This window comes from Rhizobium sp. 42MFCr.1 (genome assembly GCF_000377185.1).
Taxonomy (GTDB): domain Bacteria; phylum Pseudomonadota; class Alphaproteobacteria; order Rhizobiales; family Rhizobiaceae; genus Rhizobium; species Rhizobium altiplani.
The window spans coordinates 1-26,187 of sequence record NZ_KB897874.1; the positions used below are offsets into that span (position 1 = coordinate 1).

Here is a 26,187-nt window from a genome sequence, read left to right on the forward strand (position 1 = left end):
GCCACGGCAAAGGAGAAACAGACGGAGAAGCCGACATAGCCGAGATAGAGCAGCGGCGGGTGGATCGCCAGACCGACGTCCTGCAGCACCGGGTTGAGGTCCTTCCCCTCGGCCGGAGCCGGATCCAGCCGCATGAAGGGATTGGAGGTCAGCAGGATGAACAGGATGAAGGCGACCGATATCCAGGCCTGCACGGCGAGCACGTTTGCCCGCAGCGTATCGGGCAAATTCCGTCCGAAGAGCGCGACCAGGGCGCTGAACAGCACCAGGATCAGCAGCCAGAGCATCATCGAGCCCTCGTGATTGCCCCAGACGCCTGACAATTTGAACAGCAGCGGCACCAGCGAGTGGGAGTTCTCCCAGACGTTGGCGACCGAAAAGTCGGAAACGACATGGGCGTAGGTCAGGACTCCGAAGGAGAACGCCACCAGCGCGAACATAGCCAGCGACCCGACCGAAGCCAGATCCATCATCGCACGGTCGAGGCGCCTTGCACCGATCACCGGCACGATGGAAACCACGAGCGCCGTCGCCAGCGCCAGGATCAGGGCATAGTGGCCGATCTCGATGATCATTGCGGTTCTCCCGCGTGTTGCCACAGTCCCTGCTCTTTCAGCTTGTCGGCAACTTCCTTCGGCATGTATTTTTCGTCGTGCTTGGCGAGTACCGTATCTGCGACGAATTCATGGCTCGCCCCTTCGAATCGGCCCTCGGTCACCACCCCCTGCCCCTCACGGAACAGATCTGGGAGAATGCCGGCGTACCTGACGCTGACGCTCTCTCCGCTGGGGTCGGTGACCGCAAATCGAACTGTCGATCCTTTCCCGCGCAGGATACTGCCTTCGCCGACGAGGCCACCGAGACGTATGCGGGTTTCCGGTGCCACCGGCATTTTCGCCAGATCGGACGGCATGTAGAAATAGGCCACCGACTGGCTGAAGGCGAACATGACGAGCAGCACGGCGGCAATGATGAAGCTCATGCCGCCACCGATCACCGCCAGGCGCTTTTGCTTGCGTGTCATTCCGTCATTCCCTCTCAATGCCAAGTTCGCGCGCCAGTGCGACCAGTTGCTTTCCTTGTTCGCCCGTCGCAGGGAAGACCGCGAGTCCACGCTGCAACGCGTCGACCGCGTGCGCCTTTTCGTTCAATACGGCATAAGAACGCACAAGCCGCATGAAGCCGTCGAAATTGTTGGGCTCAGCGCGAAGCCTGCTATCAAGGCTTTCGACCATCGCCTGTATCTTGTCCTGCGGCTCTGCCGCATCAGCGCTCTGTGTGGTCGAAAGGCCGCGTCCGCCTTTTGGTCGGTCCGACCCCTTTCTCCCTGTGGCGGCAATAGGGCCTCCATTCTTGGCAATGTGCTCGTTGACGAGCGGCAGCCAGGGGGCATCTGCCGGAGAACTCCTGGCAATCGCCTCGAAAGCACTCCTTGCTTCAGCCTGACTGCCAGCCTGTTCCTGGCCGAGTGCCAGATAGAATTTTGCGCGTGGGTTGTCAGGTTCAATAGCCAGTATCTGCAAGAGGACCACATGAAGGTCCTCGGCAACCGCCCCGCCAGACTGTGTTATCAACGCCGCCGCCAGTCCCTCGAGCCTCGAAACCTGCGGTCCGAGGAGACGAAGCGCGTTCCGGTAAGCTCGTTCCGAATCGGCTGCGCGGCCCATTCGGAGATAGACAGGTGCTATAACGTCCCATCCGCGGCCGTCATTCGGGCTGCGAGAAAGATGGTCTTCGGTCTTCCTTACGAGAATTGCGAAATCGTGTCCCGGATCTGCCAGCCTCGCTTGCAGGGGGCGTGAGGGCATGTCAGGTGATCCAAGAGAGACGTACAGTCCGACACTCAGCAAGGGAAGAAATGCGACGACGACAGGACGGAGCCAGTTACCGGGCTGCTTTAACGATGAACCGCGTTCTGCCGCTTCGCTCTCCTTGAAAAGGCGCCGCGCTGTCTCTGCCCGGGCCAACTCGTATTCAGTTGGCAGAATGTCTCCGGATGCAAGCTCGTTTTCGAGTTCCAGAAGCTGCTTTCGGTAGAGGCTGTCGGCTCCCCTTGCTTGTATCGGCCGACCGCGCCCCGAAGAAAGTGGATGCAGCAGTATGGCTGTTGTTGCGGTCGTTATCACCGCGAAGAGGATCCAGATAGTCATTTTTCCTGACGCCGTTGCTGGCCGGAAAATAGCCAAACCCGCAAGGCGCACATTGACGAAGATCAAATACTGGAAGAGTAGCTTCGCCGCCCGGTAAACACATAACCCACGCCGCGTACGGATTGTATGAGCTCCGGGCTCTTGGGATCTGTCTCGATCTTCTTGCGAAGCCGAACGATCTGGGCGTCGATCGCCCGGTCGAAGGCCTCGAGATTCCGGTTTCGGGTCAGGTCCATGAGCTTGTCCCGCGACAGCACACGACCCCGGTTGCGGACAAACACGAGCAACATGTCGAACTCGCCGGTGGTCAGGGACACGTCGGCGCCCAAAGGAGAGGTGAGCCGCCTTCGCGAGATGTCGAGCCTCCAGCCTTCGAACTCCAGGCTTTCCTCGTCGAGGGCGCCGGACTTGGAAGGCAGGCCCGAGGAGGTGCGCCTTCTCAGCACGGTCCTAAGCCTCGCAAGAAGCTCCCTGAGATGGAAGGGCTTGGCAATGTAATCGTCGGCGCCGACCTCAAGGCCAACCACCTTGTCGGTGACATCGTCCTGCCCGGTAAGCATCAGGACCGGCACGTCAGAGGTGCCACGAAGCTCACGCAGCAGTTCGAGACCGTTCTCTCCGTTCGGCAGTACCAGGTCGAGGAATATGGCCGCGTAGGATTCCCTTGCCAATTCGGAGCGCATGGCTGTGCCGTTACCGACGGCTGTCACTCGGAATCCGTTGTCCTCAAAATAGCGAACTAGCATCTGTCTTATGCGCGCGTCATCGTCGACGACCAGAATACGGTCAGCGTCCATCTGTGCCTTGTGCCCTGCTGTCATCCTTCCATCCAGATAACGTAGGATGAGAGACAATGCCACTGGTTCGAAGGCAGTTGATGCTGGTTGCGTTTTTCTGTCCGCAATACACCTGGCGCTTCATCGAAAAACTTATATTCCGTGGATCTGCAATACACTGAGAATGTTCTTCCTGCCGCGCGAGGCGATCGACCGCCTTCATGACATTAAAGGGAGGCAGGTGGAGGCCCGTTCTTCGAAGCCAGCTTCTTGGCAGGCCGTATCACCTGCCCGCTTTGCGGCCGCCTCTTTCCGCGCTCAAGCAAGTATGGCCGCCACGGGAACTGCTTTCGTAGCAGAACGGCTCCTCGACGATGAAGCGCGATGTCGGAGCCTGGATGTCGCCGGCCGAGATAGCGCGGCTTCTGTTGATGCGACGCGTGACGAGAGCCATCTCCCGAGGATACTCCGTGGCGCTTCTGTTTGCCGCTGCATGCGATCCATCTACAGGAGAACGTCGCCGATATTCTCATTGGTAGTTCTACGGATATGAAAACCGCAAATCCTGAAGACACTATTCAATTCGGTAAGGGAGCGGCGTGAGGTAATACAAAGGAATGTCGCTACTTTTCAGCATGCCTCGCAGCGGTGACGTCTGTAAAGAATGTCATTAGCCTGCACTATCCCGTTCCCGGCAAAGTGCTCGTCGATGGAAGTCCAGTATCTCCGCAACATTGGCAATTATACCGGCGCCAGATTTGGCGCAGTCACGCAAGACGATCGCCTTTTGTCCGGCTCTGGCGCGGGCTTTGTACCGGCAGCCGCAGCTTCTTCTGTTGAACGAAGGTACGGCAAATCTGGATGAACCAGCAGAAGAAGCCATAGCGGATATTTTGTCGGAGATGACCACCACCCGCACTGTGATTGCGCATAGGCCAGCACTCATGAAACGCCTCAACGTTGATCGAAGTGAACAATGTCCGGATAGCAGTGGTGCCCAAGCACCCTTAGCGACATCAGAAAATCCTACAAAAGATATGACTGAGCGATAGAATTTGGAGTTGCCATGAAGATTGACCACTCCTGCCTTGCAAACGGCCTTCAAGTTGTCTCGATCGCGTTCAGGGATTTTGAAAGCGCCGTAGTCGCAATTATGATCAGGGCTGGTTCCAGAGTGGATGGAGCCGCTCATGGAACCGCCCATTTTCTCGAACACATGGCATTCAAGGGCACACGGCACCACGCGTCCGATGAGATTACACAGCGGATTGAAAGCCTCGGGGCGACAATCAACGCGGTTACGGGCAAGGACTACACGCTCTATTATGTTGAGGGGCTGAAGGAAATGCTTCCTGAAGCGGTCGCGATCCTGACAGAGGTAGTGATATCCCCTCGACTCGACCCTGAAGATATGGATGTCGAGAGACAAATCATTCTACAAGAAATTCTGCAAGCCCAGGATGATGCTGCGCTCAGCGCGCTGGCGGGGTTGGCGCAGAGGGCCTATCCCGATCAGAGCCTCGGAAAATCAGTTCTGGGCACCCCAGAGACAGTGGCATGGCTAAGCCGCGCAGATCTGATGGACTTCGTCGTCGAGAACTATCAGCCTGAAAACATGATATTGATTGCGGCTGGCGGCATATCCCACCATGATTTGGTTGTGCTGGCCAACCGGTTTCTGGATCCTATGCAGGTCTCCAGCCGAACGCGCAAAGAACCACCCAAGGCGGCCTACTCAGGCGGACTTTTTTTGCAGACCCGATCGGAGTTAAGTCAGTCTATCGTAGCCTGCGCATTTCCAACGGCATGGGCAGGTGACCGTCATCGCTACGCGGTTCAAGTCCTTGCGGAGGCATTGGGAACGGGAATGTCGTCCCCCTTGTTCAGATCAATCCGGCGGGACCATGGTCTGGCGTATGAGGTCGGAGCGTGGTCAGAACACGGTTCCGATTTCGGTTTATTCGGCATGTATGCGGCGACATCGGCAACTCATGTTGGAGATGCCCTCCGGCTGATGGGCATTGAACTTTCGAAGATGGCAGCGGCCGACAATGACGAGGCCGTACATCGTGGAAGAAACAAATGCCTCGTCAACCTCGTCCGCGCCCGGGAAACACCGTTTGACGCGGCCCGCATGGTAGGCACGGCTATGTTGTCATTTGGCACGATCGTATCCCCGGAAGATGAGATCAATCGAATCCGAAGCGTCACGACGCGAGATGTGAGGGAGGCAGCATCGACACTGATTGATATGGCGAAACCCACAATCGCTGTTGTCGGTCAACCAGAATCCGTTGACTACGAAGAGATGATGCTGACCGCAATCAGGTCGGTGCTCGGGAGCACGTCCTCCGATCGATAAATTGGCTCTGGGGTGACGGTTGGCGACCACAGGTCGGTCGGATTGATGTCGCGTGCCTTGCGGGTCAGCAGGGGTCGGAGTTTGCGACTGACTTGAAAGGAAGGTTTGAACAAGAGCGGTTCAAGTCTACAATATCAGACCTTAGTCCGAAACAGATCGGACTCGGGTCTGATGGCTTCAGGACCTTTGTCCACTATCCAAGCCCGCCCTGTCCCGCATAACTTGTGCCGTCCAAACTCACCGGACACCGGGATGCTCCGACACGCCCCCTCGCGTGTAAACCCCTCGGAGCTTCCGGAACCGGCGCAATTTTCTACGCCGCCCGCGAGATTGTTAATTGGATATTAAGCATGACCACTCGCAGGCTAAGCGCATTCGCAGCACTCGCTGTAAGTCCATGGCTGTTGAGTCTTCAAGCAAACATCGGTCGAGAGCAAGTGAACACACCTTTTGATGAAACCTCGCTTGGAAGGGAGTTCGATCTTTTCGCAACTGAACTGACCAAGCTGCCAAGGTCACCAGAGATCACCGCGTTGGAGCTCCGCTTTGCTCTCCTGCGAGAAGCCGTGGCAATCCGCCTCGCGGGACCGAGCCGAATAACCGTTGAGTTACCGTCGTCGCTATTCGACGCCTAAGATCGAAACCGGATCGCGTTCTGTGTACGGATGATTATCGCCCCCCAAAAAGCCCCGCTCGTAAGAGGCGGGCCAATTGGGCGGCATTTGGAAAGGCGGACAACGAACTCAAGCGGCAGGGCTGCGGTGTGGAGGCGATCTCCTGCCAGGCACTCAAGCGCTGAATGGCGATGCCACGCCATAAAGCGCATCAGGTTGCGCTTGAGTTGCGGGCTCCTTTCGGCAAGCGCCCGAATTCCCGGCAAGTCGATCATGGCGATCTCCGTGAAGTCTGCCGCCCGGGCGCCTTGAGCTGAACAACGTCTCTCGGCAATTGGTGTTCGCCAAGGATGTCTCCGGGTTCGCAAAGGGAGATGTCGGTCTCACGGCGCGAGCTTTCCCAGCACGTCACGCACATCAAGCCGCTCAGAACCATAAGGACACGGGTTGCGATCTCTCCTTCCGCGACGATCTGCTCACCCGGGGCAAAACTGCGCAGTTCGACCAGGGCCAGAAGACCGTCGGCTTCCCCCCTTGTCGAGACCGCGAAACAGCTCCGACCCCAAGAGCATCGGATTGGTGACAGGCATCGGTTCCCCTTCACGGTTTCGAGCTATCGGCCTCGTCGTCGGCGAGCACTCGCCATGCAGCACCTTGTAAATCGTCATACTGGCCGCTCTTCAGCGACCAGAGAAAAGCCGCTAGCCCGATGCCCCCCATGAAGAGGGCAATCGGTATGAGGTAGATGAGCATGTTCATGCCGTCTTTATCTCCTTGGAGAGCGCAACTGGCTCCCTTGAAAGCCGCGATAAGGGACGGGTTCCAAAGGCAGTGAGACGGAGAGCGTTTGTCACGACGATGATGGAAGAGGTGGACATTGCAACCGCGGCAATCAGGGGCGTGGCGAGACCAGAGATGGCAATCGGAACCGCCAAAAGGTTATAGCCGATCGCCAGGGCGAAATTCTGCCTGATCAATGCCGCCGATTGTCGCGCGATCTGGATAGCCTCGGTAACGGCATCGAGGCGTTCGGTAAAGAACACGAGATCAGCGGCTTGGCGCCCGATATCAGAGGCCGAGGCCGGCGCCATGGAAACATGCGCAGCGGCAAGCGCCGGCGCGTCGTTGATTCCATCCCCGACCATAAAGACCCGTCGTCCACTTTCGTCCAGGGTCTCGCATTCGACGACTTTCTGCTTTGGCGACAAGGCGCCGACTGCACGACGAACGCCAAGCTTGGCCGCCGTAGCGTCGACGACAGACTGACGATCACCCGAGAGGATGAATGTTTCAAAACGTCCCGCATCAAGACTGGCGATCGTCTCTACCGCGCCCGGCCGCAACACGTCTTCGAAGAAGAAGCGAGCTTTCACGACGCCGTCGCTCGTAAGGACAACCTCCGAAAGGGGACTATCGGGCGAGGCCGAATTTGAGGTTTGCGCACAGGCGAAGGCAGCACTACCCAGTCGGTAGTGCCCGTCTCCGTGACGTGCTTCCAGACCGCCGCCCGGGATCTCGCTCACGCGGTCGAACGGCATGGGAGCTATCGGGGTGCCGCGGGCAAGGGCTTGAGAGAGCGGGTGCCTGGAGTGGAGTGCCATCCCCGCCGCGAGCGCGACGTCGGCGTCGCCGTCCGCCACGGTTTTCACAAGGCGCGGGGTTCCGAGCGTCAGTGTTCCTGTCTTGTCGAATGCGACCGTGTCAATCTCGGCCAGACGTTCCAGCGCCGAGCCATCCTTCACCATTATTCCCTTCCGGAACAATTCTCCTGCCGCAACAACCTGTACGACAGGAACAGCAAGGCCGAGTGCGCAGGGGCACGTGATGATAAGAACGGCCACCGCCACAAGCATGGCCTGCTTCCAGTCTCCGCCCAGGAACCCCCAGGCGAAAAATGAGACGAGGGCAAGCAGATGCACCGCCGGCGAGTACAAGGCCGCAGCACGATCAGCGATGCGTCGGTAGCGCGCGCGTCCTCCTTCGGCAGCTTCCATCAGGTTGATGATCTCCGCAAGCAACGAATCCTTTGCGAGCTTCGTTGCCCGAACCACCAGCGAGCCGGTCAGGTTCATCGCTCCCGAACTTACGGCGGCGCCTTCTGAAACCGCTACCGGGTTGCTTTCCCCGGTGACGATCGAAAGATCCAGGTCGCTCTCTCCCTTGGAGACGAGACCGTCGACCGGAATACGGTCGCCGGCAGCAACGGCGACTTCGTCGCCAACTGAAATGTCTTCGATCGCGACATAGCGACGCGAGCCGTCGGGGGACACCACGAGAGCGCCACGCGGAGAGAGTCTCGCGAGGCCGTTGATCGCGGCCCTCGCCTTCTCCCGCATGATGTGATCAAGCGTCCTGCCGATAAGAAGGAAAAAGAGCAGCGAGACTGTCGCGTCGAACCAGGCGTGCTCGCCGTGGTGCATCGTCTCCCATAGAGATACCGCATAAGACAGCGTCACCGCGAGCGAGATCGGAACGTCCATGTTCGTGCGGCCGTGCCGCAGTGCGTTCCATGCCGACTGGAAGAAGAAGCGACCTGCGTATACCAGCGCCGGTGCAGCGATCATCGCGGAAATCCAATGGAACATGTCGCGGGTGGCGGCATCTGCTCCTGACCAAACCGACACCGAAAGCAGCATGATGTTTGCGGCCGCGAATCCTGCGACGCCGACTGCCAGAAGAAGCTGGTTCCTGGTCTTGTCGTTTTCCGCTGCAACGGGCGCGAACAGATGAGCTCGGTAGCCCACCGAATTTACAGCGTTGATGATTTCCGCAGGGTCCGTCGGGCGCCCCTCAACCTCCTTGGCATATACGCAACTGACGCGACGGGATGTTAGATTTACTCTCGCCTTGCGAACGGAGGGCAGTTTTGCAAGTGCCCTTTCAATCGTCGCGATGCAGGCTCCGCAGTGAGCATCCGGGACGCTGAGATCGAGCTGGAAGAGACCGGAACCAAGTGGGTGACTGGCAAGGGCAACTTCCTCGGAACTGAAGGATGTCGCACTCATTGCCAGCACGCCGTCGGCGTCCATTGTGCAGCAGGTCATTGGCCGAACCCCGCAGTATCAAAACGAACGGCCTCGTGCATGACGACGGCATCGCCTTGGCGCGAGATCAGTTCGACGATCCAGTCGCCAGAAGGCACGTGACGGCTTGTCGTGAAGCTGCCTTCGCCAGCCTTTTCGAGCGAGATATTGAAATCCTCGTGATCGCCCACGGGGCGCTTGAAGTTGGCGACAACGATATCCGCCGCAGCCGGCGACCCGTCGCGGTTCTTGAGGTGGTAGTGGAACACTCCATGCGACATCGAGATGCTGCCGGAGATCCCGGTAGCCGCCAGCGCCTTTATTGCGGCCGCCTTCTTGTTGAATTCCTGGCTGGCCACATAGGTGTTTTCCACGACGAGTCCGCTCCAGCTGGACGAGGCCAACCACGCCATGGTCACGTTCACCCCGATCACGACGGCGAAGAATGCAGACGTGACGAACAACATGTGGCGGCCAGTGAAGCCATGGGTGCGAGCAGTCATCTGTTCTCTCCTGGTGCGTTGAACGCCGCGCGGTAGATCGCGCGATCGGAATGGCCTTCGTCCTCGATCGAGAACAGAAACTCGTTGACGGCGGCGCCGGTCTGCTTTCGGGTTAAGAAGACCTTGAGCGCGGTGACCGCGTCAGGCGCAGCATCTATGGTGAAGTTGCGGGCCTCCGTCTTGCTCAGTTCCGGAATGCGCATCGTCGCACCTTCCAGACCCGAGATGGAGAGGTCGATCTTCCTCGGGGCGGGAACCATGTTGAGGATTCGAAGCGTGTAGCCGTTGCGAATGGAGCCGTCGCTCTCGAGGACATACTGCGGATTGCGATCGTGGACGACGTTGAGCTCGAGGCGTTCACGCATCGACAAGTGGATCAGCATGGCCAGGCCGATCGAGGCCCAGACGACGGCGTAGAATAGCACCCGGGGTCGAGCGATGGCCCGCCAGTTGAAGTGGCGGATCCCGGCGATGAAGGTTCCATCAACATTGCGCACCTTCGCCGGCTGGACGGGCGCCCTGCCACCATCCGTGGCGATGGCCATGTTGCCCGCATATTCACTGAGCGTCGCATAGGCGATCAGCCCGCGCGGCTTTCCAATCTTGTCCATGACGCTGTCACAGGCATCGATACAAAGCGCGCAGGTGATACACTCCATCTGCTGCCCATCGCGGATGTCTATCCCCATCGGGCATACGGCCACACAGGCGTTGCAATCGACACAGTCGCCAACCGCCTGACCCCCCGCCTGGGCCTTCTTGGCGTGGCGCGATCGTTGTTCGCCGCGCCAGTCATTGTAGGTGACGACAAGGGAATTCTCGTCCAGCATGGCCCCTTGGATACGCGGCCATGGGCACATGTAGGTACAGACCTGCTCTCGCATGAGCCCGCCGAGAACATACGTCGTGAAGGTGAGAGTGGCGACCGTGGCGTATGCGACGATGGGTGCCGTGCCGGAAAACAGTGAGACGGCGAGCGACGGAGCATCAGCAAAATAGAAAATCCAGGCGCCGCCTGTCGCAATGCCGATCAAGAGCCAGACCGTGTGTTTCAGGATGCGCTTGCGCATCTTGCCGAGCGTCCAGGGACCGGCGTCCAGCTTCATTCGAGCGTTGCGGTCGCCTTCGATCGCGCGCTCGACAAGAAGAAAAAGGTCTACCCAGACGGTTTGGGGACAGGCGTATCCGCACCAGGCGCGGCCAATGGCAGACGTAACCAGGAACAATCCAAAACCTGCCATCACCAGCAGACCTGCGACGTAGTAGAATTCCTGTGGCCAGATCTCGATGAAGAAAAAGAAGAATCGTCGCGACGAGAGGTCAATCAGGATGGCCTGATCGGGCGCGTAAGGGCCACGGTCCCACCTGATCCAGGGAGACACATAGTAGATGCCGAGGGTAACCAGCATCACAAGCCATTTGAACCTGCGGAAGCGACCTTCCGCCCGCTTGGGAAATATCTTCTTTCGCGGTGCATAAAGCGGCTGGCGATTGCGGCGTGCATTGACCGGCTCGGCATTGACGCGTTCGACGTTGTCTGGATCTGGCGCGGTGTAGAGGTTCATTGGGCTCGTCCGAATTTCACCCGGCCGTTTTCCCATCTTGCCGATCCCGGTTCCTTGACGCAGATCAATAATCCGGGCGCTTCCCGAAAAAGGGAGGGCCACGCCTTGGAGAGGTGACGTGGCCCGGAGGGATCGCGGAAGGAGGTCCGCGATGTGAAACCTCCACTAGACACAGCAAACATAGCAGAGCTCGGCCCTGCTCTGTTTGAGCCAGGTCAAACGATCCACGATCTTGCTGCCTTTTGGGGCTGCCTCCACAGGCAAGCCTCAGCCGCGATGCAAAAAAAGAGGCCATACCTTCGAAGGTACGGCCTGGAGTTTACTGGGGCGGGATGTGCGCATTTACATCCCGCTGGACAGTCATGCTTCTAACGGCTGGTCGGCTTCTGGTCCTTGAGGCAGATCAAACTGACGATCGAATTGCCAATTTTTTGCGCGTCCTCCTGTTCGCTTGCAGGATTCGTCGTCTTGCTGGTGCGTGCGGAGACACGGGAATGGATCACCGCGCGAGGGGTACCATAAAGGCCAAGCAATGGATTGTGGTCGTGCGTCGTCATTGTGATCTCCTCTATTGACCGCCACCCAGCGAGTGGACGAATACCGTGAGTTCCTTGACCGCAGTGTCACCCAGTCGGCCCGCCCATGCCGGCATCACGCCGTGCCTGGGTGCCATTACCTGACGGACGATGGCATCTTCACCGCTTCCTTTGAGCCAGATCGCGTCCGCGAGATTCGGGGCTCCCATCTCAAGTTTGCCCTTGGCATCTTCCCCGTGACATGCAGCACAATTATCGAGGAATATCTGCTTGCCAGCCTCCGCGCCGGACGCGTCGGAAGGCGTGTTCGTCAGGCTCCAGACATAGGCCGCAACCTGCTTGGTCTGTACGGGATCCAGCATGTCACGGAATGCCGGCATTTCGGACACATGGGTGTCGGCGTCCGCTTCGTAGCGCACGCCATGGGCGATGGTTGCCTGAATTGAATCGAGGTCTCCGCCCCAGAGCCAGTCGTCGTCATTGAGGTTGGGGAATCCCGGTCCGCCGCTTGCGCCGGATCCATGGCAGGGAGCACAGTTGACCTTGAATGCCGAGGCGCCGCCCGCGATCGCGAATTCGCGAAGCGAAGGATCGGCATCGATCTCCTGGACCGTCTTTGACGCGATCATGTCGTGGAACTTCGTCTGCGCGACCTTTGCCTGATCAAGATCCTGCTGAAGCTCCGCGCGGCTGGAAAATCCCAGATAGCCTTTCGTCGCCGAGGTGATCATCGGAATGGCAGGATAGGCGACAGCGTATGCGACCGCCCACAGGATCGTGACATAGAATGTCCACACCCACCATCTCGGCATCGGATTGTTGAGTTCGCGGATGCCGTCCCATTCGTGTCCGGTCGTTTCGACGCCACTGATTTCATCAATATGTTTTTCCGACATCTCAATCGTCCTTTAGGGGAATGCTGGCGGCATCCTTCGCAGTCCGGCCGCTGCCAGGGCGAAGGGTGAAGATCACGGCCCCAACGAAGAACGCTGCCATCGCCAGGAGGCCCCAACTGTCGGCGAAGTGCCGCATAGCGGTATAGGTTTCCATCAGTTCACCTCATCGATAACCGGTGGCGTCGTCGTAGGTCGAGAAGTCGACGAGCGTGCCAAGCATCTGCAGATAAGCCACAAGGGCGTCCATTTCGGTCAGCTTCGACGGATCGCCGTCGAAGTCGCCAACCTTCGCCTTCGGATATCGTTCGAGGAGTGCTGTGGTATCGCCGTTCGGGTCGGCCTGGACTTTCATGTCGGCTTCGGCGTTGGCGAGCATGTCCTGCGTGTAGGGTACGCCGACATCCTCGTTTGCCTTGAGGTCCATGCCGACGTCCTTCACCGTGACCTCCTGCTCCTTCAGGAAGGAGTAGCTCGGCATGATCGATTCTGGCACGACCGCTCGCGGATTTGCGAGGTGCTGGACGTGCCATTCGTTCGAATAGCGGCCGCCAACGCGGGCAAGGTCCGGACCGGTGCGCTTCGAGCCCCACTGGAACGGGTGGTCGTACATGGATTCCGCAGCGAGCGAATAGTGGCCATATCGTTCGACTTCGTCGCGGAATGGCCGGATCATCTGGCTGTGGCAAAGGTAGCAGCCTTCGCGGATGTAGATGTTGCGACCCGCAAGCTCGAGCGGTGTGTAGGGGCGCATCCCTTCAACCTTCTCGATCGTGTTCTGCAGGTAAAACAGTGGCGCGATCTCGACGATGCCGCCGATGCTGACCACGAGGAGCGAACCGACGAGAAGAAGCGTCGCGTTCTTCTCGAGGATCTGATGTTTGTCCAGTATCGATGCCATGTTTCACCTCACTCGGCAGGCTGTGCCTGGGGCACGTAGGCGGTGGGAATTGCTGCTTCGTTTCGCAGGTGGCCGCGGATGGTCATGTAGATATTCCAGGCCATAACCAGACCGCCAGCCAGATAGAGAGCACCTCCGGCGACACGCAGGACATAGTAGGGGAACATCGCTGCGACGGTTTCGGCGAACGAATACACCAGGAAGCCCTGCGAATTGTACTCACGCCACATCAGACCCTGCTGGATGCCGGCGACCCAAAGGACGGCCGCGTAAACGACAATGCCAAGGGTCGCGAGCCAGAAGTGCCAGTTGACCATGCGCAGGCTGTAAAGCCGCTCGCGGCCCCAGAGCTTTGGCGTCAGATAGTAGACCGCGCCGAACGTGATCATCCCAACCCATCCAAGCGCGCCCGAATGGACGTGACCGATGGTCCATTCCGTGTAGTGGCTGAGCGAATTGACTGTCTTCACCGACATCATCGGACCCTCGAAGGTCGACATGCCATAGAAGGCGATTGCAACGATCATCATGCGGATGATGGGATCTGTCCGGATCTTGTCCCAAGCGCCCGACAGGGTCATGAGGCCGTTGATCATGCCACCCCAGGAAGGCATCCAGAGCATGACCGAAAACACCATGCCGAGTGTCTGTGCCCAGTCGGGAAGTGCCGTGTAGTGCAGGTGATGCGGTCCAGCCCAGATGTACATGAAGATCAGGGCCCAGAAGTGGATGATCGACAAGCGATACGAATAGATCGGACGGTTTGCCTGCTTTGGAACAAAGTAATACATCATCCCGAGGAAACCGGCGGTAAGGAAGAAGCCCACGGCGTTGTGCCCGTACCACCACTGGGTCAGTGCGTCCTGCACGCCCGAGAAGGCGGAATAGCTCTTCGAGCCGAGGAAAGACGCCGGAACAGCGAGGTTGTTCACGACGTGGAGCATCGCGATCGTCACGATAAAGCCGAGATAGAACCAGTTCGCCACATAGATATGTGGTTCCTTGCGCCTCAGGATCGTCCCCAGGTAAACCACGAGATACGCCACCCAGACGATCGTCAGCCAGATGTCCACATACCATTCCGGTTCTGCGTATTCGCGTGCCTGGGTGATGCCCAGGACGTATCCGATCGCGGCCATGACAATGAAGAGCTGGTAGCCCCAGAAGACGAACCAGGCCAGGCTTCCTCCGAAGAGCCGCGCCTGACAGGTGCGTTGAACAACATAGAACGACGTCATGATGAGGGCGTTACCGCCGAACGCGAAAATGACCGCCGACGTGTGTACAGGACGAAGCCGCCCGAAGTTCAGATACGGCGCGATGTTCAGATCCGGGAACGCCAATTGCGCGGCGACAACGACGCCGACGAGAAAACCGACCACTCCCCAGAAGACAGTGGCGATCAGCCCATACCGGATGACCTCGTCGAAATAACCCGAGGTGTCCGGCTTGGCAATTCGTGCCGCAGGAGAGAAGTCGATCCTCCTGATCAGGAGCACGGTGCCCGCCAATAAGCAGAAGGACAGGATGCTCATATGGACAGCAAAAAGGTGGTCATGCGCGAATGCAGCGGCCAGCAGTGCCAGAAATGCTGCAACCGCGACCGCCATCGTTTCCGTAGAGTAGTTCATGGTGTCGTCCCCAGTGCGCAGACGACCGCTCCGCGACCGCCTTTCTCGTACTTTCGGGAACGACTGTCATGGCGGGGACCCACGCTCCTTGATCTATGTCAACGACTCGCGACTTTGCTGCCGGCCAGGCGTTGCTGTTACAGACTGTTACAAAGTCGCACCAACTCTCACAGTCCGATCATTTCCGTGTGACAGGACCAACGTCTTATGCCCTCACATCAACGAGGGGCACGAACATGCTGATGCAGGGCAACACCGCTTTCGAAAACGTAGAGGCCACAAGCAAGTTGAGCTGTGACCAGCCGCTGGCATCGGTATTTCAGATGTCGGCCACAGAGACGGTCGAGGCTGGCGAGGCGATCTGCTGGGAGGGAGACGCCGCCAAGCACCTCTTCCAGATTGTGGAAGGCGTGGTCCGGCTCCACCGCATTATTGGTGAAGGCCGCCGGGTCATTACAGCATTCCAGTTCGCTGGCGACGTGGTCGGCGCTTTTCTGCAGGGCGACCTCCTGTTCACCGCCGAGGCTGTTACAGACTGTAAGATCCGTCGGGTTTCGCGCAAGACCTTCCACGATGAGGTTTCGCGCTCGGACGCCTTGAGACCAGCCTACATCAACCTGCTCTGCAAGGAGACGGCTGCTGCCCACGACCAGATGGTGCTTCTCTCGAAGAAGAACGCCGAGGAACGCCTTTGCAGCTTCATCTTGAAGCTGGCGTTACGCAGCGACTCGCAACTCAAGAAGGGTCTCCTGCGCCTCCCCATGAACCGGCAGGACATCGCCGACTATCTCGGCCTCACGATCGAAACCGTCTCGCGGACCATCTCGAAGCTCGCCGCCAAAAATATCGTCATCCCGGAAGGCAGGCATGACCTCAGGATCGTCAGTCAATCCCGCCTCGTCCAGCTGTCCGGCAATTCTGATGATTTTTCGGAGAAGACCTGTCATAGGGGTAGCGTTCATTGATGTCTTGAAAGAGCCGACATGCCCCATCGATTGATAGCGCCACGCACCGCATCACCCCACGAGCTGGATGCGCTCGTGCACGTGCTGGACGGGGCCGACATCATCGTGCATCGCCTTGAAGGTACGATCACCCACTGGTCGATCGGTTGCGAAAGCATGTACGGATGGGCGCGGGAGGAAGCCGTCGGAGAAAGTGTCGACGAGCTGCTCGACACCCGGTTCCCTGAAGCCGTGGAAGATATAAGGACGCATCTGAAGTCGCGCGGCTTCTGGCAAGGCGAGGTCGTTCACCGCCACAAGAGCGGCTATTACATCAACGTCGCGACCCGCTGCGTCCTGGTCAACCTTCCCGACGGCGAGCCGGCGGTCATCCAGGCCAACAGCGACGTGAGCGCGCTGCGCAAGGCCGAAGAGGTCGTGCGATCGCGAGAGGCCCACCTGACTTCGATCCTGGATACCGTTCCCGATGCAATGATCGTCATCGACCAGAAGGGTATCGTTCTTTCATTCAGCAAGGCCGCTGAAACGTTGTTCGGAATGGCCGCGGAGGATATCTGCGGTCGCAATGTCAGCAATCTCATGCCAAACCCCTACCGTGACGCACATGACGGCTACATCGACCGATATCTCCACACCGGCGACAAGCGCATCATTGGTTACGGACGGGTCGTCACCGGCCGGCGCGCTGACGGCTCGCAGTTTCCCATGGAGCTTCATGTCGGGGAAGCGACCGCCGATGGCGAGCGCATCTTCACGGGTTTCGTGCGCGATCTGACCAGCCGCTTCAAGATCGAGGAAGATCTACGCCAAGCGCAGAAGATGGAAGCCGTTGGCCAGTTGACCGGAGGTCTCGCACACGACTTCAACAACCTTCTGACTGTCATCAGTGGAAATCTGGAAATGATCGAGGACAAGCTGCCGCCAGGGCGGCTGCGCGACATCCTGCGCGAGGCGCAGGATGCGGCAGCCGACGGCGCCAAGCTGACAGGGCAGTTGCTGGCGTTTGGCAGACGCCAGCCCCTCAGCCCCAAACAGGCAGACCTCGGCCAACTCGTCACCGGCTTCTCTGATCTCCTTCGCAGAACGTTGGGCGAGAACATCAAGCTGTCCACGGTTCTCTCGGGGTCCGACTTCAATGTGCTGGTCGACAGCTCCCAGCTTCAGAACGCCATCCTCAACATCGCCCTCAATGCGCGGGACGCAATGCCCAAGGGCGGAAGCCTGACAACAGAAATCTCGCGCGCTCACCTCGATGCCGACTATGCGAAGATGTATCCGGAGGTGCGCAGCGGCAATTTCGTGCTCATTGCCATGACCGACACGGGTGACGGCATGACGGAGGACGTGAAGAAACGGGCCATCGAACCCTTCTTCACCACCAAGGAGGTGGGCTCGGGAACAGGCCTTGGACTGAGCATGGTCTACGGCTTCGTCAAACAGTCCGGCGGGCACCTTCAGATTTACAGCGAGGTCGGACGCGGCACCACGATCCGGATCTACCTGCCCGCAATAAGCGGCGCCAGGCCGGACGCCGGAAGCCAGGATCGAGGCACGGTCGAAAGCGCCCTGCCCCGCGGAACCGAGCGGATCCTGGTCGTCGAAGACGATCCACGGGTGAGACGGGTGGCGTTGGCGAGGCTTGCCGACATGGGGTACCAGGTGCTCGAAGCCGAGAATGGACGCCGCGCGCTTGAACTGCTCTATGAGAACGATGACGTCGCGCTGCTGTTCACGGACATCGTGATGCCAGGCGGGATGACCGGAGACGAGCTCGCCCGAGAGGTTCGCGACCTCAGGCCCGACATCGCCATTCTTTTCACATCCGGGTACTCGGAGCCGGCACTGGCGACGAACGAGGTCATTCCCGGCGCCGAGTGGCTGCGCAAACCGTACACGGCCCGCGATCTCGCCTTCAAGGTTAGAGACATGCTGGATAAGGCTCAGCAGCAGGGACTATCGTAACAGGTATTCGCACTTCTAGCCGAATCTGTCGTCTTGCCTCGAGAGGGCTGGAAGACTGGCCTTCCTCAGGCGTCAAGCCGGCGGGTTGGCCGACGGGCTGGCGAGTGATGTGGCCTCAATGAATTGCTCCGATATCGTGATCCCGAACGAAGTGAACGCGGCCAAGGCGGTCGTCGAGCACGAGACCCGCCCTTCCAGTCGCTCCGTCTTATCACCGATCGACTGAACGGTTCATCACCGGTGCGAATATATGCAACCGATGTTGCCCAAATTTGACGAGCGTCAAAGAAGACAGCAACCGCATGTCCTAGAACCGTTCCCGAGGCCAACGTTTCGGCCCCGTAGAAAAGGAGATATGCAATGCGTTTGAAATTCGGCCTGATCGCGGCAACGGTAGCCCTTGTCGCCTCTGCAGCACCGCTCATGGCAGCAGACCATCAGGTGCAAATGCTCAACAAGGGCACCGAAGGCGCAATGGTGTTCGAACCTGGCTTCGTCAAGATCGCTCCCGGCGACACCGTCACTTTCGTGCCCACGGACAAGAGCCACAATGTCGAGACGTTCAAGGGTCTTATCCCCGATGGTGCGGCTGAGTTCAAATCCAAGCCAAGCGAACAGTTTCAGACCAAGTTCGACGTTCCGGGCGCTTACGTTATCAAGTGCACGCCGCATGCCGGCATGGGCATGGTGGCACTGATCCAGGTCGGCGACAAGCCGGCAAACCTGGATGCGATCAAGACCGCGAAGGTACCGAACATGGTACGCAAGCGTCTCGATGCGGACCTCGCGCAAGTTACCCAATAACCCAGAATCTGCAGGGGCTGGCGCACTGCGCCAGTCCGCGCAGGGAGACCACTTTCATGATCAGACAGGTAGCAGCAACCCTCCTACTGAGCGTCTTCGCAGTGGGCGCTGCACACGCACATGCAACGCTTGAGCAGGCTCAAGGCATCTCTGGCAAAGCCTACAAGGCGGTGGTCCGGATTGGCCACGGTTGCGAGGGAAAGCCCACCCTCAAGGTTCGCGTAAAAATCCCCGAGGGGTTGTTGTCAGCCAAGCCGATGCCGAAGGCGGGCTGGACCGTCGAGAAGATAAAGGGAAGCTACGAAAAGAGCTATGATCTGTACGGCAAGCCGGTGAAGGAAGGTCTCACCGAGATCGTCTGGAGCGGTGGAAATCTCGCCGACGACGAATATGACGAGTTCGTGTTCCGCGGGACGGTGGCCAAGGAACTGCCGCTCGGCACGCGGGTCTACGTCCCGATCGTGCAGGAATGCACCGACGGAGCGTCCGAACGCTGGATCGAGATTCCCGCGGCGGGCAAGTCGTCCGACGACTACGAGAAGCCGGCTCCCTATTTCGACGTTGTGGAACAGCCGCGCTCCTGATCCAAGGTGATCGTCCATGTGGCTTGGAAATCGTAACTGGGCGACACCTCTATCATTCAAAAAAGCGGCTTGCGCGCTGCTTGTGGCAGGCATGGGCTTTCTTGCGCCTTCCGGCGCATATGCCCATGCCGTCTTGTTGAACGCCTCACCTGCCAATGACACTGTCGTGGAAGCAGCGCCAGCCAATGTCCAGCTTCGGTTCAGCGAACCGGTCAGCGTTGTCCGGGCAAGCATCAAGATCGGCGAAGGAACCTCGATCGACCTTCCCGCGACATCAGGCTCCGAAGTCGACCTGGCGATCCCGCAGTCGATCTCGAACGGCACCGCCATTGTCAGTTATCGCGTGGTTTCCGAGGATGGACATCCGGTCGGGGGCTCGATCGTATTTCACGTCGGCGCACCATCTGCCATTTCCGCACCGGCTGTTGCGGACACCTCCGTACTGCTACAGGGTGCGATATGGTCGATACACACAGTCTCGATTCTATACCTCGCCGTCCTGATCGGCGGAACGCTCTTCACTCGATGGCTTTATCCGACGATGTCGCTCATAAGGCGACCTGATCTTGTCATCGTTCTGGGCGTCCTTCTCTTCTCGTCGGGTGTCTATCTGCAGGGGTTGGACGAAATGGGCCTCGGTCTGGCCTTCGCTGGCCTGGAGCCGCTGCTTGTCGCCTCCAGGAGCGGCGCTGCGATCGCCGCAGGCATGGCGTCAGTCGCCGTTCTTCTTGTTTCGATACCCGTCTGTCGAGCCAGCCCCGCCTACCTTCCGCTTGCGGTTCTTGCGATGGGTGCGGCCTCCGCGTCCTTCGCCTTCACAGGTCATTGCAACGTCGTAGCCACACCCTGGCTCGCCCGGGCATGCATTGTTCTTCATGGCGCGACGCTCCTCTTCTGGATCGGTAGCCTGCCTCCCCTTTGGCGGTTAAGTCGAACGGGGCCCACGGATCCGCTTGCGGGTTTCTCGCGTGTCATTCCACTGCCGTTCTTCGTGCTGTTGACGGCAGGCGCGGCGCTCGCGTGGCTTGAGCTGCCCGGTGTCCAGACCATTCCGCTGTCGCTTTACGGCCGGCTGCTCGTATTGAAGGTGGCCCTGGTTGGAATTCTCTGCGTTCTCGCAATATACAATCGATTCTGGCTGACGAGGCCGGCTGCTGCAGGAGATCAGACTGCTCGCCGAAAGCTCCGCCGATCAATCGTCGCTGAAGTTGCGCTTGCTGTTGCAATCGTAGCCACGGCGTCACTCTGGCGCTTCGCCGGGCCGGATCAACTGCAATATGCCGCAGGGCCGCAGGCTTTCTCCATTCATCTTCATTCCGGTGAAGTCATGGCTCAGCTGAAACTTGTGCCCGACCTGGCCGCCGGCACGGCGAAGGCGGAGGTTGACTTCCTGACCCCGGACTTCGATCCGATCGATCCGCAGGGCGCAACGCTGCGTGCGTGGAATCCAGACGCCGGCGTGGAGCCGATCAAGTACGATCTCAAAAAATCGTCCAAAGGTGGATGGGAGGCAAGCGGCCTGCCAACATTCGATCCTACCGGTTGGAAGGTCGACATCGAAGTGCTGATCGACGACTTCACCATGAAGCACCTCGAAGGCGAGCTGCGGCCGTAGCCGGGCCGTCACTCCAAACGTACAAAACTCGCGGATCATCCGGATCTCGGGCGGCGTGGTTAGAGGATTGGCGGGGGCAAACCTTGCCCGACATCTGTCGGCCCGCAAAGGACTTTTAAACTGCCTGTTCGCCCCAGAAGGCTTCAACGTCGCTGGCTAATGCTCTATCGAAGTCAGACGTTGACTGCCTAATGTCGGGCGCGAGATTGAACTGGCCTGCCGGTCGGATTTGCGCGTCCCGCGGTGGGCCGCTGCCGGGCCTGAGCACGACGAGGCGCTGGTGCAAAGCGAGAATACGACGCTCGCTGGATGTTCGTTCGTCTGACGGGAAACCGACAGCTTCCCTGCCGTATCGGTATCCCCGTCGCCCGCAACGGGTTACCAACAGAGGACGTCTTCCATGAAACTGAAACTTATCGCCGCCATCGCTATCGCATCCGCAACGCCTGCCCTGGCGCTCGCCAGCCCGAGCTGCACCGGTGAACCAAAGTCCAAATGGATGTCCGAAGAGGCCATGAAGGCGAAGATCGACGCCATGGGCTACAAGGTCAAGACGTTCGAGGTCACGGGCAACTGCTACGAAATCTACGGCAAGGACAAGGATGGAGATCGGGCCGAGGTCTATTTCAATCCCGTTTCTGGTGCCATTGTCCAGAAGGGGGACTGAGATGACGATGGTCTCATCGCGGAAGGAGGGCCCAGCGCCCTACAACACGGCCCAGCGGATGATCAAGGTGTGGGATCCTGTTGTCCGGTTGTTTCACTGGACGGTGGTTGTGGCCTGCACGCTCAATCTCTTCGTGCTTGAGGAGGGAAAGTATTGGCACCGCGTCACAGGATACGTCGTTACAACCGCAATCCTCGTCCGCATCATCTGGGGATTCATTGGCACGAAGCACTCCCGTTTCGTTGATTTCTTGCCGACGCCTTCGAAGGTGATGGGGCAGATCCTGGACATCCTCGATCGGAACGAAAAGCGCTACGTTGGCCATAATCCGTTAGCTTCAGTGATGATGCTTTGCCTGATGGCATTGCTGGCCGCAACGACACTGACGGGCTGGATGACGACGCTCGACGCCTTCTGGGGAGAAAAGTGGCTGGAGGAATTGCACGGCGCAATCGCCAACAGCATCATGGTCCTAGCGTTCGTCCACGCCGGCGCTGCCGTCATCGAAAGCTGGAGGCATAAGGAAAATCTCGTCTGGTCCATGGTTACTGGTCGGAAGAAGGCATGAGAATTCTGCTCATCGAGGACAGCTTGCGGCTTCGAGAACTGCTTTGCGAAGCCATCAGAAGCGTCGGTTGGAAAATCGACGCCTTCGCGACCGCGCAGGAGGGACGGCTCGCTGTTGAGGGAGCGGACTACGATCTTCTCCTTCTTGATCTCGGCCTGCCTGACGAGGACGGAATTGATGTCTTGAGATCACTGAGAGGCGCAAAGGTTCAGACGCCCGTTCTCGTGCTAACGGCCCGCGGCGCGATCGATGAGCGTATCGTTGGCCTGGATGCAGGCGCGGATGACTATCTTGCGAAGCCTTTCCACAACGGTGAACTGATCGCGCGCATTCGTGCTCTCATGCGCCGGGCGCCAGTCACCTCGATGCCGACATTGGAATTTGCGAACATCCAACTTGATATCGCTTCACGACGAGTGACCTGCGCCGGCGCCGAGATTGCACTCGCACCATCGGAGAAGGATCTGCTCGAACTTCTCATGCGCAATGGCGGCAAGGTGATCTCCAAGGTTAAGATGGAGCATGCATTTTCAGAGTACGGCGACGAAAGAAGCAGCAATGCGGTCGAGCTCGCGATTTCGAGGTTACGCAGGAAGCTCGAAGGGCATCGGACGGGCTCGTCGATCGAAACCGTAAGAGGCGTCGGCTACATGATACGAGAGAAGAGCGCGTGAGCCACTCACATCCTACACTCGGCGCAATCCTTACCAGACGGATTGCGTTCTTTGCGGTGCTCGCGATGTTCCTGCAACTCTGCGTGATCTTCTCCGACTACTATTGGAACGTCGGCGAGCTATCGCGCCTGTTTGTCGAGCAGGAAACCGAGCGTCTGGCCTCCGGCATAACCGTGGATGAGAAAGGCGCCCGATACCAGCTTCCTGATAATGTCAAGCAGCGCTATCAGGAGCGATCGTCCGGCTATGTTGCCAGAATACGCAATGCTACTGGCGCAATTGTGTTCGAGTCCTGCGACGACGCCTGCGAAAACCGGTTTCTTCCAGCGGATGTGAATCCGCCGGATTTTTGGCAGAGGTCGCTAAAGCCAGGCAAACCCCTGGCCTTGGTCGGCGGTCGCGCATTCGTGGTCGGAAATCAACGATTCGTTATCGACGTCGCAACAATCGACGATCCGCAAAACGTGGTCTCCTCCGTCTTCTGGAAGGAAGTCATAGAACATATGCTGGTGCCGATGAGCATCTTGCTAGTCCTGGTTCTCGGTGCCACTTTGCTGTCCGTACGGCACGCATTAAACCCGGTGCGCGCTGCAGCCGACGCGGCTGATAACATTGATCCGATGGATGCACGGTCACACCTGAATTTCGAAGGGATGCCACGCGAGGTCGCCCATCTCGCTATTGCCGTCAATCGTGCTTTCGAACGCGTGGGCGAACTGATGACGTCGCAAAAAATTCTTACATCAGGCATAGCTCATGAAATCCGCACGCCACTTGCAGCCATAAAGCTTGAGCTGGGAAACATCAACCATCCGCGTGCCCGCAAAGCGGAAGCCGATCTGGATGACCTCGTGCGCTTCGTCGCAGAACTGACGACCCTGGCCCGACTTGACGGCTTCGACCACGGCACCTTTGAGACCGTTGACCTTGTCGCGCTCTCATCCTCAGTCGTCGAGCAGCTTGCGCCGTGGGTCTATGACAACAGCCACACTCTGGAGTTCTGTCCTCAAGTCGAAACCGCCCTTGTTCAGGGGGCGCCGGCGCTATTGAAGGATGCCTTGCGTAATCTTGTCGAAAACGCCGTGCGCCACACGCCGGCCGGCACCGGCATTCGTGTGTATGCAGGGAGGAATATGGTTCGAGTCCAGGACAGACATCCGGGTGGCATACGACGAGAGGCCGGCACCGATCGCACCGACAGCCTCGGCATCGGTTTGAAGATCGTAAGACGGATAGCCGAATTGCACAGGGGCTCGTTTCGCCAGTCCACCTCGAAGCTGGGGCATGTCTGCGAGATAAGTTTCGCCGATCAACACCCGAAACTCGTTCCCTCCATCACGAGTGAATGATTTCGCCGATCAAACGACCTGGGATTCCAAATTATACCCAGATCGCCAAATGCTTGCACACAGTTTAGACTTCCGTCCGGGGGAATGCGGCGTCGCGAGCGGCATTCTCATGGAGTTGGCCGTGAAATGGCGACCGCCCAGTCCTGGCGTCGGCCTCATGATGGCAACCTCAACTCTGTCAGCGCAGCCCGTTGCCGATGCTCAATCTCCAGTCGTCGGTGATGTCTGCAACTTGCGCTTAAATTAATGCGCCCGAATTCCTTCCCCTCAATCTGGTCTCCCCACTCGGATGCGGGAGATAGGGCATGACTGGCGGCTACTTCCTTCACAGATTGAGGAGCATGACATTTGTGATCGGCGCACTGCGACTCACCATCGGGTCGCTCGAGACCGCCGACGCTGGGCAGTCAGCAACCCCGTCGCTGGCGCCGATGCTCAGTCGTGTCAATCCAACGGTCGCCAGCATTTTTGTGCGCGGAAAGTCAAATGAGGAGCAGGATGACACCCTTATCGGACGAACTTGACAGGCCTCGGCTTCACAGCGAGAAAATCAACAAAAGGTAGACTTTGGAGCCTGTCATGTCCCTGAACATCAAAAACCCGGCCACCGTCGCGCTTGCCGACGAGCTTGCCCGCCGCCAGGGTATCAGCAAGACCGCCGCCATTCATCAGGCCCTCAGCGAACGCCTGCATCGCCTGGGCTACGGCGTCGGCACCCGGCAACGTCTCCTTAACGAACTGCGCCGGATCCGCGAAAGAGTGGCGCAATTGCCGGAATTGGACAATCGCAGCGACGAGGAGATCGTCGGCTTTGACGAGCACGGAATTCCGGACTGATAATGATCGACACGTCTGCCATCGTCCATCCTGTGCAATGAGCCCGACGCCCTCCGGCTTGGGTAGGCCCTGGTTTTCCATCCCGTTCGCCTGGTTCCCGACCTGTGTCCTCGAGGCGAGCATGGTGTGCTCGGCTGCGAGCAGCGCGTCGCCTACGAAGTGTTGCGAATAACCCTGCACACGGTGCGTGACAGGCTTTCGGTGGATGACAATGCCAGGGTTGGCAACGATCTGCCACTGCTGCTTCGAGGCCTCTACTTCGAGGTGTGGGACCCGATGCAAACCCACGGGCGTGATGACCTTCGCGATGTAGCGACCTTGCTACTCGCGACCTTGCCACTTACCGCTGCGTCGGACGGAGACGTGTTCGCGAAGATCATGACATGGTTCGAAACCCGACGCGGTCACAAGAAATCGACCAATCTCGCCCTTGCGCTAAAGCTTTGCGCCACGTCTGCCCAAAACAGTGATCCCCCTGCGCTGTTCCTCAGGGCGAGCCAATTTGTCGTGACACTCCTGAAGGGAAATCGGCGTGGGCATGCTGGCCATTGAAGCGTCAATCGCTGTCGGGATCTCCGCCGGGAGGTCTATTCGTCCTTTTCGTCCTCGACGCCTTTCTTGAAGGCCCGAATGCCCTGCGCCACATCTCCCATCAGTTCCGGGATCTTTCCACGGCCAAATAGAAGCAGCACTATTGCAAGCACTATGAGCCAGTGCCACGCGCTGAAGGAACCCATCAGTAAACTCCTGCCGCCACATTCTTGTTCAGGAGGCTTCCGTGCGGCTTCGAAAGCTGAATTACTCTATCGACCCCTCCGCAGCGCATCATTGGCCTTGAGCAAAGAGAGGCGCTTTGAAACGATCCTTCCAGGGCCTCAGTGTTCCTTGTTTGCGTAGACGGAGCGCTTGGTCAGGTAGATCAGTCCGGAGAAGATGACCAGGAAGACCATGACCATGAAGCCGGTGCGCGTGCGCTCCTCGAGATGCGGCTCGGCGGCCCACATCAGGAAGGAGGAGACGTCCTTGGCGTACTGGTCGACCGTCGCCGGCGATCCGTCGTCATAGGTGACCTGGCCGTCGGAGAGCGGCTTTGGCATGGCGAGAGCAGCAGCACCGGCGAAGTACGGGTTGTAGTGCGTGCCCTCGGCCACCTGGACGCCGGCCGGCGGCTGCTGGTCGTAGCCGGTCAGCAGCGAGTAGATGTAGTC

30 protein-coding genes are annotated in these 26,187 nt (G+C 58.9%); 14 read left to right on the top strand and 16 right to left on the bottom strand.

Annotated elements, in window-relative coordinates:
• The 4 genes from ccsA to C934_RS0129745 all read right to left on the bottom strand — a co-directional run.
• Positions 1–575, bottom strand: a 575-nt coding sequence (ccsA, locus tag C934_RS32960) for a cytochrome c biogenesis protein CcsA (RefSeq protein WP_018860160.1), incomplete at its 3' end; no start/stop codon positions are given.
• Positions 572–1,024: a cytochrome c maturation protein CcmE gene (gene ccmE, locus C934_RS0129735; protein WP_018860161.1), complete on the bottom strand. Its 453-nt coding sequence runs from the start codon at positions 1,022–1,024 to the stop codon at positions 572–574. The genes ccmE and ccsA, both read right to left, overlap by 4 nt.
• Positions 1,025–1,028: 4 nt before the next feature.
• Complete coding sequence (gene ccmI / locus C934_RS0129740; RefSeq protein ID WP_018860162.1) at positions 1,029–2,150, bottom strand: c-type cytochrome biogenesis protein CcmI; 1,122 nt, start codon at positions 2,148–2,150, stop codon at positions 1,029–1,031.
• A 62-nt stretch (positions 2,151–2,212) separates the two neighbouring features.
• On the bottom strand, positions 2,213–2,971 hold the full coding sequence (locus C934_RS0129745; RefSeq protein WP_018860163.1) for a response regulator: 759 nt from the start codon (positions 2,969–2,971) through the stop codon (positions 2,213–2,215).
• Between the two features lie 713 nt (positions 2,972–3,684).
• Here C934_RS0129745 and C934_RS34940 point away from each other — a divergent pair.
• Positions 3,685–3,978, top strand: coding sequence for a hypothetical protein (locus C934_RS34940; RefSeq protein ID WP_156828829.1), 294 nt, complete (start codon positions 3,685–3,687; stop codon positions 3,976–3,978).
• Between the two features lie 14 nt (positions 3,979–3,992).
• A complete protein-coding gene (locus tag C934_RS0129760) occupies positions 3,993–5,288 on the top strand; it encodes a M16 family metallopeptidase (RefSeq protein WP_018860166.1) in 1,296 nt (431 codons plus the stop codon).
• A gap of 885 nt (positions 5,289–6,173) precedes the next feature.
• On the opposite strand, the gene C934_RS36560 is transcribed toward C934_RS0129760, so the two are convergent.
• The 10 genes from C934_RS36560 to ccoN all read right to left on the bottom strand — a co-directional run bounded on the left by C934_RS36560 (position 6,174) and on the right by ccoN (position 14,954).
• Positions 6,174–6,506 carry a cyclic nucleotide-binding domain-containing protein gene (locus C934_RS36560; RefSeq protein ID WP_083929937.1) on the bottom strand — a complete coding sequence of 111 codons (333 nt, stop codon included), beginning with the start codon at positions 6,504–6,506 and terminating at the stop codon, positions 6,174–6,176.
• The gene (ccoS, locus tag C934_RS0129775) at positions 6,503–6,661 is read right to left on the bottom strand and encodes a cbb3-type cytochrome oxidase assembly protein CcoS (protein ID WP_018860169.1); all 159 of its coding nucleotides are present in this window, start codon (positions 6,659–6,661) and stop codon (positions 6,503–6,505) included. Before ccoS ends, C934_RS36560 begins: the two co-directional genes overlap by 4 nt.
• Positions 6,658–8,946, bottom strand: coding sequence for a cation-translocating P-type ATPase (locus tag C934_RS0129780; RefSeq protein WP_018860170.1), 2,289 nt, complete (start codon positions 8,944–8,946; stop codon positions 6,658–6,660). The genes ccoS and C934_RS0129780 overlap by 4 nt, the downstream gene beginning before the upstream one ends.
• Complete coding sequence (locus C934_RS0129785) at positions 8,943–9,428, bottom strand: FixH family protein (protein WP_018860171.1); 486 nt, start codon at positions 9,426–9,428, stop codon at positions 8,943–8,945. Before C934_RS0129785 ends, C934_RS0129780 begins: the two co-directional genes overlap by 4 nt.
• Positions 9,425–10,993: a cytochrome c oxidase accessory protein CcoG gene (gene ccoG, locus C934_RS0129790; RefSeq protein WP_018860172.1), complete on the bottom strand. Its 1,569-nt coding sequence runs from the start codon at positions 10,991–10,993 to the stop codon at positions 9,425–9,427. The genes C934_RS0129785 and ccoG overlap by 4 nt, the downstream gene beginning before the upstream one ends.
• Positions 10,994–11,361: 368 nt before the next feature.
• Positions 11,362–11,550, bottom strand: a complete 189-nt coding sequence (locus C934_RS0129795; protein WP_018860173.1) for a hypothetical protein — start codon at positions 11,548–11,550, stop codon at positions 11,362–11,364.
• Positions 11,551–11,561: 11 nt separating this feature from the next.
• Positions 11,562–12,425, bottom strand: a complete 864-nt coding sequence (gene ccoP / locus C934_RS0129800; protein WP_018860174.1) for a cytochrome-c oxidase, cbb3-type subunit III — start codon at positions 12,423–12,425, stop codon at positions 11,562–11,564.
• A gap of 1 nt (position 12,426) precedes the next feature.
• Entirely contained in the window at positions 12,427–12,579 is a 153-nt protein-coding gene (locus tag C934_RS0129805; protein WP_018860175.1) for a cbb3-type cytochrome c oxidase subunit 3, read from the bottom strand.
• A gap of 9 nt (positions 12,580–12,588) precedes the next feature.
• Complete coding sequence (gene ccoO / locus C934_RS0129810; protein ID WP_018860176.1) at positions 12,589–13,323, bottom strand: cytochrome-c oxidase, cbb3-type subunit II; 735 nt, start codon at positions 13,321–13,323, stop codon at positions 12,589–12,591.
• A gap of 8 nt (positions 13,324–13,331) precedes the next feature.
• A complete protein-coding gene (ccoN, locus tag C934_RS0129815) occupies positions 13,332–14,954 on the bottom strand; it encodes a cytochrome-c oxidase, cbb3-type subunit I (protein ID WP_026372202.1) in 1,623 nt (540 codons plus the stop codon).
• 236 nt (positions 14,955–15,190) lie between these two features.
• On the opposite strand from ccoN, the gene C934_RS0129820 reads away from it, so the two are divergent.
• The 12 genes from C934_RS0129820 (at position 15,191) to C934_RS0129880 (ending at position 25,531) form a co-directional block, all read left to right on the top strand.
• On the top strand, positions 15,191–15,919 hold the full coding sequence (locus C934_RS0129820) for a Crp/Fnr family transcriptional regulator (protein ID WP_018860178.1): 729 nt from the start codon (positions 15,191–15,193) through the stop codon (positions 15,917–15,919).
• Positions 15,920–15,937: 18 nt separating this feature from the next.
• Positions 15,938–17,881: a PAS domain S-box protein gene (locus C934_RS0129825; protein WP_018860179.1), complete on the top strand. Its 1,944-nt coding sequence runs from the start codon at positions 15,938–15,940 to the stop codon at positions 17,879–17,881.
• Positions 17,882–18,241: 360 nt separating this feature from the next.
• On the top strand, positions 18,242–18,685 hold the full coding sequence (locus C934_RS0129835) for a pseudoazurin (RefSeq protein ID WP_018860181.1): 444 nt from the start codon (positions 18,242–18,244) through the stop codon (positions 18,683–18,685).
• Positions 18,686–18,741: 56 nt separating this feature from the next.
• Positions 18,742–19,269, top strand: a complete 528-nt coding sequence (locus C934_RS0129840; RefSeq protein WP_018860182.1) for a YcnI family copper-binding membrane protein — start codon at positions 18,742–18,744, stop codon at positions 19,267–19,269.
• Between the two features lie 16 nt (positions 19,270–19,285).
• Complete coding sequence (locus C934_RS0129845) at positions 19,286–20,884, top strand: copper resistance CopC/CopD family protein (RefSeq protein WP_026372203.1); 1,599 nt, start codon at positions 19,286–19,288, stop codon at positions 20,882–20,884.
• 400 nt (positions 20,885–21,284) lie between these two features.
• Positions 21,285–21,551 carry a PepSY domain-containing protein gene (locus C934_RS0129850; protein ID WP_018860184.1) on the top strand — a complete coding sequence of 89 codons (267 nt, stop codon included), beginning with the start codon at positions 21,285–21,287 and terminating at the stop codon, positions 21,549–21,551.
• A gap of 1 nt (position 21,552) precedes the next feature.
• Positions 21,553–22,119 (top strand): cytochrome b/b6 domain-containing protein, encoded by a 567-nt coding sequence (locus tag C934_RS0129855; protein ID WP_026372204.1) that lies wholly within the window; start codon positions 21,553–21,555, stop codon positions 22,117–22,119.
• Entirely contained in the window at positions 22,116–22,793 is a 678-nt protein-coding gene (locus tag C934_RS0129860) for a response regulator (RefSeq protein ID WP_018860186.1), read from the top strand. Before C934_RS0129855 ends, C934_RS0129860 begins: the two co-directional genes overlap by 4 nt.
• The gene (locus tag C934_RS0129865) at positions 22,790–24,142 is read left to right on the top strand and encodes a sensor histidine kinase (protein WP_018860187.1); all 1,353 of its coding nucleotides are present in this window, start codon (positions 22,790–22,792) and stop codon (positions 24,140–24,142) included. The genes C934_RS0129860 and C934_RS0129865 overlap by 4 nt, the downstream gene beginning before the upstream one ends.
• Before the next feature lie 305 nt (positions 24,143–24,447).
• The gene (locus C934_RS0129870) at positions 24,448–24,666 is read left to right on the top strand and encodes a hypothetical protein (protein WP_018860188.1); all 219 of its coding nucleotides are present in this window, start codon (positions 24,448–24,450) and stop codon (positions 24,664–24,666) included.
• Between the two features lie 55 nt (positions 24,667–24,721).
• The gene (locus tag C934_RS0129875; protein ID WP_018860189.1) at positions 24,722–24,979 is read left to right on the top strand and encodes a type II toxin-antitoxin system VapB family antitoxin; all 258 of its coding nucleotides are present in this window, start codon (positions 24,722–24,724) and stop codon (positions 24,977–24,979) included.
• 126 nt (positions 24,980–25,105) lie between these two features.
• Positions 25,106–25,531 carry a DUF2267 domain-containing protein gene (locus tag C934_RS0129880; RefSeq protein WP_018860190.1) on the top strand — a complete coding sequence of 142 codons (426 nt, stop codon included), beginning with the start codon at positions 25,106–25,108 and terminating at the stop codon, positions 25,529–25,531.
• A 35-nt stretch (positions 25,532–25,566) separates the two neighbouring features.
• Here the strand turns inward: C934_RS0129880 and C934_RS0129885 are convergent, their stop codons facing one another.
• Both C934_RS0129885 and C934_RS0129890 read right to left on the bottom strand, forming a co-directional pair.
• On the bottom strand, positions 25,567–25,716 hold the full coding sequence (locus C934_RS0129885; protein ID WP_018860191.1) for a twin-arginine translocase TatA/TatE family subunit: 150 nt from the start codon (positions 25,714–25,716) through the stop codon (positions 25,567–25,569).
• 138 nt (positions 25,717–25,854) lie between these two features.
• A partial coding sequence (locus tag C934_RS0129890; RefSeq protein WP_018860192.1) for a cytochrome c1 occupies positions 25,855–26,187 on the bottom strand: 333 nt, incomplete at its 5' end.